This window comes from Pseudomonas sp. Pseusp10 (assembly GCF_059492225.1).
In genome coordinates, this window is sequence record NZ_CP168528.1 from 3,865,387 (window position 1) to 3,876,975 (window position 11,589).

Below are 11,589 nucleotides of genomic sequence, written 5' to 3' on the forward strand. Positions count from 1 at the left end.
ATGGTTTGAAGAGCTCCTTTGGTTGGCCGCAACCGACCAATTTCTTTGCCCTGCGCCTCATTCGGTCGCGGGGTTTTTTTTGCCTATTAAAAAGCAATGCATATCCCTTGTAGGAGCGAGCTTGCTCGCGATGGACTCAAGAGCGCTGCGCTTATCCAGCAAGCACGCGTTCTCGTTAACGACCATCGCGAGCAAGCTCGCTCCTACAGGGGGGGTTAATGCTGGTCCTTGGATTTGTGGTTTTCCTGGACGGTCACGGTGGCCGTGGTCCCCGCCCTGAGCTTGTCTTTACCGGCATAGTCGGCATCGATCTCGATCCGTACCGGCACCCGCTGCGCCAGTTTGATCCAGGTGTAACTGGGGTTGATGTTGGCCAGCAGGCGGCCACCGGGCAGGTTTTCCCGGTCGGCGATGGCGAAGGCAATGCTCTGCACTTTGCCGCCGAACATCTCGCCACTCATCAATTCGATTTTGACCCGGTCACCCTCGCCGATCCGCGGCAACTTGGTTTCTTCAAAGTAGCCACTGACATAGAACGAGTCACTGTCCACCAGCGCCAGCAATGGACCGCCGGCCGAGGCATAGTCGCCCTCCCGGGTCAGCAGATTGGTGACGTAGCCGGTCACCGGGGATACGACATGGGTACGCTGCAAATCGAGCTCGGACTGGGTCAACGCCGCGATGGCCAGTTGCACGTTGGCCTGGGCCAACACCAGATTGGCCTGATTACGCAGCAGGTCAGCCTGGGCCACCGACACATCGGTGTTGGCTTTTTCCCACTCTTCACCGGAAATCGCCGAACGATCCTTGAGCGTACGCCGCCGTTGCTCTTCGCTCTGACGTTGTTTGAGCAATGCTTCGCTGGCGGTAATGGCTGCCTGGGCCTGCCCAAGTGAGGCTTTCGCCACCTCAACGGCACGTTTGGCATGCTCCACCGCAAGGGTGTAACGCGCCGGGTCGATTTCCAGCAGTGCCTGGCCCTTGTCCACGTGCTGGTTGTCCTGCACGGCCAGGCTGACGATTCGCCCCGAGACATCGGCGGACAAGGTCACCACATCGGCACGCACCCGGGCATCCCGGGTCCAGGGCGCGCGGGTGTAATGCTCCCAGGCGAACCAGCCCAGGATAAAGGCCAGCAGGACCACCGCCACCGTCGTGAGTCGGGAAAGGATGTTCTTCAAGGCATCAGGCTCCCATCACCAGAATCAATGTAGCGCAGACGCAGGCGTACAACGCACCTTCGAACAATGCCTCGTGCCAGACAAACTGCAGCACACCGAGGCGCCGCAACGTCCAGTCCAGCAACAGAAAAATCGGCAAGCCCAGCAGCAGCGCCTGGGCAATCGGGGGCAGATAGGCCCCCCCCACTTCCAGATCAATGGGCAAGGACTGGGTCTCCTTCAAGACCGGAGGGTTGAAAGTAGCCGCGATAACGCTCGACGAACGACACCACGATCAGCAGCGCCACCCGCATCCGGAACACCGACCACAAGCGCTCGTGAACATCGGTATGCAGGGCATCCAGGTCGTCGCCCAAGGCGTGCAAGCTATCAATCACCTGCGCCACTTCGACCCCGGGCCGACCGGCGACCAGCCTTCCCGTTTCCCGTACGGTCGAAAACAGGCGAGTTTGCAGAGCCGGGCTCAGTAACGCGTTGTTCTGCCCCTGCTGCCGGAGCTGATTCAAGGCAGTACCCAGTGCCATGCAGCCCAGGCTGACTTGAAACAGCTCCCGCGATTGTGGCTCCCGGGTCGCTGGCAGCAGCCCCAGCATCATGGTCAGGCGATCAACCATACGGCTCTCGAACGCAAACTGCTGCTCATCGGTCGCCGAGGTTTTCAGCAAGGCATACACCTGTTCGCCGTTCTCTTTGTGGAGCCGGCGCATGCGCAAATCCGGCCTGAACGGAAAGATCAGCGCGTAGACACTCAAGGCCAGCACGGTCGCGCAGGTGTAAGCCCCGGCAAACTCGAACCACTGGATGGCGGTGTTTTGCCCAATCCCCACGTTCAACGGGCCGAGCAACAGAAAAGTCGTGAGTCCCAGGCCAATCCCGGTACCTGTGGTGGGTGGACTGGCCAGCCCCACCGCGACAGCGTAGAGCAAGGGCGCCAGCAGCAAGGCAAGCATCTCGAAGTTGCTGATCATCGGGACAAACATGAACTGAAGGAGCGCCGAGGCCACCAATGCCAACCCGAATCCCCTCGCATAGCTTTGAACCGCCAGCAGCGGTCGGGGAAACGTCGACATCAGCGAGCAAAGGATGCCCACCAGCACCATCCCGCCTCGCGCACCATCCCAGCCGGTTTCGATCCAGATCAGGCCAGCTATCAATAGCGCGGAAAAGGCCCGGACGGCATTCATGGTCGCCAGGGTAAAGTCCAGATGCAACGGGTTTTCCCGCCCGCGAAATACACTGCTGGCGGGTCGCCCGCTCTGGATGGCATCGCTCAATTCCAGAATCTGCTCCAGTTGCTGCAGCAGACGCGCTTGCTCCCAGCGCAGCGACCAGGCCAGCGAACGCAAGGTGGCCGGTAGCGGCTCGGTTAATTGTTCGGCTCTGTACGCCAACTCATCAAAGCGTTGTTGCAGCAACGTGAAATGATGGCGCTGGTCACTGGACAGCGAACGCCCCTTCTGCGCCAGTTCATCGAGAAAGGCCAGTTCTTCGGCCCGCAACCGCTGAATTTCTTCAGGCAACTCACCCTCCCAGCGCTCGGTCAACAACAGCCGCTGATGGCGCAGGGCGGTAAGCCGCGCGGTCAACAACACCAGTTGGTTGCCCAATAGTTGCACCAGGCCATTGGCACTGCGTAACCGTGGGGCATCGAAGTACATGTGCCGGCGCACGCCCTCCAGGCCGCTGATCTGGCCCAACAGCTGCATTTGCCGGTGCTGGAAATCCGCTTCGCTCTCTTCGGTGCGGATGACGGCGCTGGCATGGGTGGCCAGCAACCGGGTGATTTGATCGATCCTGGCGAAGTAATCCCGGGCCACGGCTTCCGGCCTGGCGGTGAGCAGGCTGACCACGCACACGCAGGCGACGGCCAGCAAGGTTTCGGTGAGGCGCGTCACCGCCAGCAAAAAGGTGCCATCCTGATCGGGAATCGCCAGCAACGCGATGACCACGGCGGTGTAGCCACTGAGCACGAATGCCCCGGAACTGGTGTAGCGCAACAGCGTGCCACCAGCGGTGCACAGCGCTAGCCACAACGCCAGGGTGGTGATGAAAGGCAGCGGTGCCTGCGGAAAAATCGCCATGATAGCCACCGCGACAACCGCGCCCATCGTGGTGCCGATCACCTGGCCAAAACTGCGCGCCAGCACCATGCCGCCCAGTGGCTGGCTTATGATGACCACGGCCATGATCGACCATTTTGGCTGGTCCAGATCGAACAGGAACGCCAGGTACAGGGTCAACAGCCCGGCCGCGATGGTTCTCAAGGCAAACAGCAACACCCCGGGCCCGGGGTTGAGCATGGCCTTGAAGTACTGCAGCAACGCTTGCATGGGAGCGCTCGAAGTGACACCTCCAGCAAGCGTAGTCACTGCTGCGGTGCCTCGAGAGGTTTTGCTGTCGACACAGCTTACAGGCCCGTTGTTTGTCGGCTGAAGGGTTGTTCAACCGTTTGAATCGAGCGTAAACGTCGTCAAGGTTTGACTCAAAGCCGCGCCTGACCGAAGCTTGCGCCTTTGCAAAAGCTTGCCAGCTTCCGGATTCCTGCATGCCCAAGTCCCGCCGCTATCTGTTTATCAGCGTCTTCGCCCTGCTCGTCATCGGCCTTGCGTGGTTTTCCCTGCGCGATACCACCCCAGTGGTTCCCGAAGCCATCCAGCATGGCTACAGCGAAGCGCTGGCGGCTGCCCGGGCCGGCAAGCCCGGTGCCGCGCGGGTGCTCTATCAGCAATTGGGTCGTCCGGACCTGTCTCCCAAGCGTCGTGTCTGGCTGCATGCCGAGCTGCCCAATTATCCAAGCTCGGTGGCCCTGAAACTGGCGGATGCCGACTTGCAGAACGAGTCGCCCGACGTGCGTATCGCCGCGATCAAGAGCATCAGCGGCCTGGTACCGAACGGCCAGCGCAGTTTATTGCTGGGACCATTGCTCGACGACAGCGAACAAAGCGTTCGACTGGCCGCGATCAACGCGCTGCTGGGCTTGTCTCCGGATGAACTCGGCCTGTATTTCGGGCCGCTGGAGCAAGCCATCGATGCCTGGGAGCAAGTACTCAAGAGCGAGCCGCAAAGCGCGGAAAACCAATACCAACTGGCCCGGTTGCACCTGCACAACGCCGAGCTCAAGCAAGCGCAACAGGCGCTGGACAACACCCTGCGCCTGGCGCCGGACAACCTGCCGGCGCTGGTGTTGCAAATCGAGGTGCTGGATAAACAGGGCCAGATCGACGCCGCCCGCCAGTTGTTGGCCAGGCAACTCCAGGCACAACCCGATTCGGCCTACCTGCAACATGCCCTGGGGCTCTGGCTGCTGCATCACGAGCAAAGCGAATTCGCCCTGCTTGGCCTGTCCAAGGCCGTGGAACTTGAGCCGAACAACCGGGATTACCGCTACGACCTGGCCACCACGTTGCACGGCGAGCAGGAGCTGGAAGCGGCGCAGAAACAGTTGCAGGAAATCGTTCAGCGTCATCCGAATGACCGCAAGGCCCGGGTGTTGCTGATCAATTTCTGGAAGGAAAGCGGCCAACTGCAAAACGTACAGATCCTGTTGGCGCAACTCGAACAGATGAACCCCGATGATCCGGCGTTGCAGCAAGGGCTTTAACCCCGACTGAAATTTCGTTGAGCCGTCGTCTCGGCCACGGACCCATCGTGTTCATGAAGGGCAAAAAGCCGCGGATCGCGGCTGTGTCTGGCGCGAACTGTCAGAAATTACAGGTACGAGAACCAACAGCGCTTACGAAAGCATGTCCTGCATCAGCTCCTGTAATTTATCCAGATCGAATGGCTTGTCGAGAATCGGCGCCTTGCGCGTGATCGGGCTGTCGGTCTCACGGATTTCCTGGGCATAGCCGCTGATGAAAATCACCTTGAGTTCCGGTCGCAGCTTCACGGCGGGTTCGGCGATCTGCACGCCGGAGATGCCACCAGGCAGGCGGAAGTCGGTGATCATCATGTCCAGGTGCGGTTTGCTCGCCAGGATTTCAAAAGCCTGCTCGCCGTTTTCGGCCTGCAATACGCGGTAACCCTCGCCCGACAGATAAGCGGACAGCACCATCAGAATCGAGGGATCGTCCTCGACGACGAGTACTACATCTTGTGCATCTTCGCTCATGGGGAAGCCTTTGTTCGGTCAATTGCTGCTGATACGACCGTGGTGTCGATCAGAGGTTGCGTTTCTCTGGCTGTTTTCCTACAGCGGCAGACAAACGCGAAACAAGGCGCCTTCGCCAATCCGGCTCTGGACCGTAATAGTACCGCCATGGGCGGTCACAATCTGTTCTGAAATGAACAATCCCAGGCCCAGTCCGGCGACGGCGTGTTTGGCCGATACCCGTTCGAACTGCTGGAAAATCCGCTCCTGGTTTTCCTCGCTGATGCCGATCCCCTGGTCCTGCACGTCCACCAGCGCCCGGCCCTCCTCACTGTATACCTTCACCGAGATCGGGCCCTTGGCCCCATAGCGCAAGGCGTTGGTCAACAGGTTGGAAATGACCTGTTCTATACGAAACTCGTCCCAATTTCCGATCACCGGTTGCTCGGCATCGAGTGTGACCGACGTCTCGGCAGCGTCGATCTGCCGGGAAAAATTCTGCAACAATTCCCGAACCAGCGCCGAAAGATCGAAGCACGTCGGCCGGATCGACAACTTGCCGGTGCGAATGCGCGAGACATCGAGCATGTCTTCGATCAAACGTATGAGGCTTTTGATCTGCCGCTCGTCGCGGTCGACCATGGCGTGCATTTTGTCCAGGGTGAAGGCGGCTGCGTTGTCCCGGGCCAGGTGCATCTTGCGCAACTGGGTTTCAAGAATCAGGCCGTTGAGCGGCGTGCGCACTTCGTGGGCGACGATGGACATGAAGTCATCGCGCATACGCACCGCCTGCTCCAGTTCCAGTTGGGTGTTTTGCAGCTGCTTGAGCAGGGTCTCCTGTTCGCGGCGACTGTGCTCAAGGGCCAGCACCTGTTCCTGCATCGCCTTGCTTTGGCGATACAGGTCTACGAACACATTGACCTTGCTCTTGACCGCGTAGATGTCCAGCGGCTTGTGCAGGAAGTCCACGGCACCGCTTTCATAGCCCTTGAACGCGTAATTCAGTTCACGCCCGGCGGCGCTGACGAAAACGATCGGGATATTCCTGGTTCTTTCCGTACCACGCATCAACTCGGCCAGCTCGAAGCCATTCATGCCGGGCATCTGCACATCGAGGATGGCCATGGCGAATTCGTGTTGCAACAGCAGTGACAAGGCTTCGTCGGCGGACAGCGCCTTGTACACGATTCGGTCCTCACGCTTGATCAGCGCTTCGAGCGCCAGCAGATTCTCCGGCAGATCGTCGACGATCAGCACTTTGGCCTGGATATTTCTTAGCATGCGATTCTTTCCAGCTCGACAAGCAAACGGCCGATGCCACGTACAGGAAGTAGGTAGTCCGGCTGCAAGTTCGCTGCACTGTTCATGATTTTCGGTAGATCCGTTCTTGTTTGACCAGCGGCTCGAACTGATTGCCGAAGGCTGAAAATTTTGGGGTTTCCTTGCTGCCCAACACCAGGAAACCGCGATGGCAGAGGGACTCATGAAACAGCTCGAACGCCCTATCCTGAAGTTTTTTATTGAAATAAATCAATACGTTACGACATGAAATTAATTGAGTTTCGGAAAACACGCTGTCCGTTGCCAGGCTGTGATCGGCGAAGGTCACGTTCTCGCGCAGCGTCTTGTCGAAAATGGCGTACCCATAAGCGGCCGTATAGTAGTCGGCAAACGAGCGCTGGCCACCGGCCTGCTGATAATTAGCAGTGTAGGCGCGGACATTCTCCATCGAGAAAATCCCTTGCTTGGCCTTTTCCAGTGAGCGCGGATTGATGTCGGTCGCGTAGATGATGGTTCGGTCGAGCAAGCCTTCTTCGCGCAGCAGAATGGCCATCGAATACACCTCTTCACCGGTGCTGCATCCGGCGATCCAGATCTTGATCGAAGGGTAGGTTCGCAGCAGCGGTACCACTTCCTTGCGGATGGCCAGGAAGTGCGAAGGGTCGCGAAACATCTCACTGACCGGAATGGTCAGCAATTGCAGCAGTTGCATGAAGGCGATGGGATCGTGCAGGACCTTTTCCTGCAACGCCGAGATGGTGTTGCACTCGAACTGACTCAACGCATGGTTGATCCGGCGCTTGATCGAAGCGCCGGAGTAATCGCGAAAATCGTAGCTGTACTTGAGGTAGATCGCCTCGATCAACAACCGCAATTCGATTTCGCTGTTTCGCTCCACTGAATAATTGCACTCCACTAGATACGTTCCATCTTCGGCAACCAGACACGAATCAGCGAAAACAGGCGATCCAGGTCGATGGGCTTGGCCAGGTAATCGTTGGCGCCGGCCTGCAGGCAGCGTTCCTGATCGTCCTTCATGGCCTTGGCCGTCACTGCAATGATCGGCAACTTGCGCCAGCGCGGGTCCTTGCGAATTTCAACGGTGGCTTCAAAACCATCCATCTGCGGCATCATCACGTCCATCAACACCAGATCGATGTCTTGCACCTCATTCAATCGCTCAATCGCTTCACGGCCGTTGCGGCCAATGACCACGACCGCGCCCTTTTGCTCCAGCGCGCTAGTGAGGGCGAAGATGTTGCGCACATCGTCATCCACCAGCAACACCTTGCGGCCCTCGAAGACCTTGTCGCGACTGCGGGCGACCTTGAGCATCTTCTGCCGCTCATGGGACAACCGTGATTCGACTTTGTGCAGAAATAGCGTCACCTCGTCCAGCAGCCGCTCCGGCGAGCGTGCGCCCTTGATGATGATCGAGCGCGAATACTTGCGCAGTTCGGCCTCTTCATCCCGGGTCAGGTTACGCCCGGTATAGACGATGACCGGTGGAAACGAGCAGATGTCTTCGGTGGACATGCGCTTGAGCAGGTCATTGCCGAGCATGTCCGGCAGCTTGAGGTCGATGATCATGCAATCGAAAACGCAAGCCCGCAGCAGGTCCAGCGCCTCCTGCGCAAGGCCAACGGCGGTGATCTCGATGTCATCGTCGCCGATCAGGCGGGCAATGCTGTCGCGTTGCAAATCGTCATCTTCGACCAGCAGCACGCGTTTGACCTTCTGGGTCAGCTTGGCCTCAAGGCGGCCGAACACGTCCTTGAGTTCTTCGCGGGTGGTCGGTTTGACCGCATAGCCAATGGCGCCCATGTGCATCGCCGCTTCAACCCGGTCCTCGACCGAAATCACATGCACCGGGATGTGCCGGGTTTCGGCGTGCTCCTTCAAACGTTGCAGCACGGTCAGACCGGAATGATCCGGAAGGCGCATGTCCAGCAGGATTGCATCGGGAATGAACGTCTTGGCCAGGTCGTAGCCTTCGTCGGCGCCATGGGCCACCAGGCACTGATAACCCAGTTCATGGGCAAGATCGTAGAGGATGTGCGCAAAGTTGACCTCATCCTCCACCACTAGAATGCAGCGGCTGGTGAACGGGCCTTTGTGGCGATCGTCGTCGAAACGCGGAATGTCGACGTCGGCAATCAGTGGCGACAACGTGGGCGGCGATACACTCGGTACAGCCGTCACAGGAGCGGCTCGCATCGGTTCGACAGGCACTTCGCCCGGTTCCACGTACTGCTGCGGCAAGACCAGTGTAAACGCACTGCCCTGCCCCGGCGTGCTGGTCACGCTGATGGAGCCGCCAAGCAAGGCTGCCAGATCACGGGAGATCGACAAGCCCAGCCCGGTGCCGCCGTAACGCCGATTGGTGGTGCCATCGGCCTGACGGAACGCTTCGAAGATGCTTTCGTGCTGATCCGCCGCAACGCCGATACCGGAATCGCGGACGGTAAACGCAATGCCCTCGTTCGGCGCCATGGCGACGAGCAGGCTGACGCTGCCCTTTTCGGTGAACTTCACGGCGTTGGACAGCAGGTTCTTGAGGACCTGCTCCAGACGCTGGCGGTCGGTGAACAGCATCAGCGGCGCGCCGTCCTGCATATTCACCTGGAAATCCAGCTGCTTGTCCGTGGCCAATGGCTGGAACAGACCGCGCAGGCCCTCCACCAGGCGCGCCACGCTGGTGTTCTCCGGGCGGATTTCCAGCTTGCCGGCTTCGACTTTGGAAATGTCCAGAATGTCGTTGATCAGGTTGAGCAAGTCATTGCCGGCGCAGTAGATCGATTCGGCGAACTTGACCTGCTCGGCGCTGAGGTTTCCCTCCGGGTTTTCCGCCAGCAGCCTGGCCAGGATCAACGAGCTGTTCAGCGGCGTGCGCAGCTCGTGGGACATGTTGGCGAGGAACTCGGACTTGTACTTGCTTGAGCGCTGCAACTCTTCAGCGCGCTCTTCGAGCTGGATCCGGGCCTGATTGAGTTCGGCATTTTTCAGGTCCATGGCATCGCGTTGCCCGGCCAGTGCTTCAGCCTGCTCGGCGAGTTGTTCGTTGGTCTGCTCCAGCTCCACCTGCTGGGTTTGCAGGTGCGCCTGGGACTCCTTGAGAATCCGCGACTGTTCTTCGAGTTCTTCGTTGGCGGTCTTGAGTTCTTCCTGCTGCACTTGCAGCTCTTCATTGAGCTGCTGGGTTTCAGCCAGCACATCCTGCAAGCGCTGGCGATAACGTGCGGCCTCGATGGACGTGCCGATGTTGCTGGCAATCAACTCCAGCAACGCGACATCGCGGTCACTCAGCGGACGCAGGAAACCCAACTCGATCACGCCATTGACCCGGTCGTCGTCGCGGGTTGGCACCACCAGCACACTGCGCGGCAAACCTTCGCCGAGGCCGGAGCTGACCTTGAAATAATCACCCGGCACCTCGTCCAGGCGAATCAGTCGTGCCTGTTGCGCCACCTGGCCGACAATGCCTTCGTCGCTGTAAATCTGCTGCTCGCGATCTTCCTGCTCACGGGAAAAGCCGTAGGTGGCGATGCGCTTGAGGCCGCCCTGTTCTTCCCGAACATAAATGGCCGCCACGGCGGTGCCGAGGTATTGCGCACAAAATTGCAGGATGTTGCGACCCAGCATGTTCAGGCTCAATTGCCCCAGCACTTGCTCGGCCAGCTCGGTCTGGCCGTTGCGCAGCCAGGCCTGCTGCTCCAGACGATGGGCGCTGGCCTGCTGGGCGGCAAGGTTGACGCTGTAGTTCTGCGACAGGGTCAACAAATCGCGGCGCCCGACATACGCCAGCAACCCGCTCACCCCGGCAATGAACAACAGGTAGAGGCTGATACTCATGACCGTGGTACGTCGCACTTCATCATTGCGCGATGTGCGCAATTGTTGTTCAGCGTCGATCACGTCCTCGAACTGCTTGCGAATTTCATCGGTCAGTCGCTTGCCGCGCCCGGCCTTGACCACGGCGCGAAAGTCACCGCTGCTGCGCTGCAAATCGATCAGCGATTGCGCGTATTGGGCCCACTCCTGGTGCAAGGCCTGCAACCGCAACAAGCGGTCGGTCTGCACCGGGTTATCGGCGGTCAGCTCGAGCAAGGTGTTGAGGGCCACGGCGATGCGCGGCTTGGCGGTTTCGTAGGGATCGAGGAAATGTTCGTCGCCACTGAGCAGAAAACCGCGCATCCCGGTTTCCAGGTCCACGGTCAGCTTGACCGCGTCATTGGCGTTATTGATCACCCGGTCGGTGTGTTGCACCCACTGGATCGTCGACAGTAAATAGCTGATCAGCGACACGAAAAACACTGCACTGATGAGGCCCAGACCCAAGGGCAGGCTAATGTTGCGGCTCAGGAGTTTACGAAATCGTTGCTCATCAACCGAGGACGCAGGGGTCATGGGGCAGGCCTTGTAGAACTGTCAGAGTGCAAGGAGTTTGCCCCAAAACTCGCACAGTGATCCAATTTTCTGACATGTTATCGCGCAAGGTCCTACATTCCACTGCGCCCCCCAAAGCAGCGGGTTATCCTTGCCTGACCTGCGCCGCCATTCTTTTTTCATCGCGCTGGGAACTTGTCGGGATCCGTCACTTACTCATGCAAGAGGCCGGTGATTTCGAGCGACCGGCAACGCCAATTTTTTCGGGAATCTCACTATGTCATCCGCCAACGCCTCCATCATCCTCGTCGTCGAAGACGATGCCATCGTGCGCATGCTGATCGTCGACGTACTGGAGGAGTTGGAATTCAGCGTGCTTGAAGCCGATGGCAGCGAACAGGCACTGGAGCAGCTCAAGGACTTGAACCAGCGCATTGACCTGATGATGACCGATGTGGGCCTGCCGATCATGGACGGCCGCGAACTGGCCAATCAGGCACGTGCTTTGCGTCCAGCCCTTCCGGTCCTGTTTGCCAGCGGCTATGCCGATAACATCGAAGTGCCTCAAGGCATGCACTTGATCGGCAAACCGTTCTCCATCGATCAGTTGCGCGACAAAGTTAGAAGCATTCTCGGCTAACCCTGGGTCTT

At 59.1% G+C, this 11,589-nt stretch carries 9 protein-coding genes and 1 pseudogene; 2 read left to right on the forward strand and 8 right to left on the reverse strand.

The window, feature by feature from the left end:
* Nucleotides 1–215 precede the first annotated feature (215 nt).
* From ACEN8Z_RS17340 to ACEN8Z_RS17350, 3 genes are read right to left on the reverse strand one after another with little or no spacing between them, the layout of a single operon-like run.
* The gene (locus ACEN8Z_RS17340) at nt 216–1,181 is read right to left on the reverse strand and encodes an HlyD family secretion protein (protein WP_495595022.1); all 966 of its coding nucleotides are present in this window, start codon (nt 1,179–1,181) and stop codon (nt 216–218) included.
* Nucleotides 1,182–1,185: 4 nt separating this feature from the next.
* A complete protein-coding gene (locus tag ACEN8Z_RS17345) occupies nt 1,186–1,386 on the reverse strand; it encodes a DUF1656 domain-containing protein (protein WP_032829912.1) in 201 nt (66 codons plus the stop codon).
* Nucleotides 1,376–3,511: an FUSC family protein gene (locus ACEN8Z_RS17350; protein WP_495595023.1), complete on the reverse strand. Its 2,136-nt coding sequence runs from the start codon at nt 3,509–3,511 to the stop codon at nt 1,376–1,378. The genes ACEN8Z_RS17345 and ACEN8Z_RS17350 overlap by 11 nt, the downstream gene beginning before the upstream one ends.
* Nucleotides 3,512–3,726: 215 nt before the next feature.
* Between ACEN8Z_RS17350 and ACEN8Z_RS17355 the strand changes: the two genes are divergently transcribed.
* Nucleotides 3,727–4,782: a tetratricopeptide repeat protein gene (locus ACEN8Z_RS17355; protein ID WP_495595024.1), complete on the forward strand. Its 1,056-nt coding sequence runs from the start codon at nt 3,727–3,729 to the stop codon at nt 4,780–4,782.
* A 132-nt stretch (nt 4,783–4,914) separates the two neighbouring features.
* On the opposite strand, the gene ACEN8Z_RS17360 is transcribed toward ACEN8Z_RS17355, so the two are convergent.
* The 5 genes and pseudogenes from ACEN8Z_RS17360 to ACEN8Z_RS17380 form a co-directional block, all read right to left on the reverse strand.
* Entirely contained in the window at nt 4,915–5,292 is a 378-nt protein-coding gene (locus ACEN8Z_RS17360; RefSeq protein ID WP_007970583.1) for a response regulator, read from the reverse strand.
* Between the two features lie 78 nt (nt 5,293–5,370).
* Nucleotides 5,371–6,552 (reverse strand): hybrid sensor histidine kinase/response regulator, encoded by a 1,182-nt coding sequence (locus ACEN8Z_RS17365; protein ID WP_495595025.1) that lies wholly within the window; start codon nt 6,550–6,552, stop codon nt 5,371–5,373.
* Nucleotides 6,546–6,617: pseudogene (locus ACEN8Z_RS17370) on the reverse strand (chemotaxis protein CheB); the annotation flags it as partial. The pseudogene ACEN8Z_RS17370 and the gene ACEN8Z_RS17365, both read right to left, overlap by 7 nt.
* Nucleotides 6,618–6,634: 17 nt before the next feature.
* Complete coding sequence (locus tag ACEN8Z_RS17375) at nt 6,635–7,450, reverse strand: CheR family methyltransferase (RefSeq protein WP_495595026.1); 816 nt, start codon at nt 7,448–7,450, stop codon at nt 6,635–6,637.
* A gap of 17 nt (nt 7,451–7,467) precedes the next feature.
* On the reverse strand, nt 7,468–10,959 hold the full coding sequence (locus ACEN8Z_RS17380) for a response regulator (protein ID WP_495595027.1): 3,492 nt from the start codon (nt 10,957–10,959) through the stop codon (nt 7,468–7,470).
* 256 nt (nt 10,960–11,215) lie between these two features.
* Between ACEN8Z_RS17380 and ACEN8Z_RS17385 the strand changes: the two genes are divergently transcribed.
* Nucleotides 11,216–11,578 carry a response regulator gene (locus ACEN8Z_RS17385; RefSeq protein ID WP_108228315.1) on the forward strand — a complete coding sequence of 121 codons (363 nt, stop codon included), beginning with the start codon at nt 11,216–11,218 and terminating at the stop codon, nt 11,576–11,578.
* Nucleotides 11,579–11,589 lie beyond the last annotated feature (11 nt).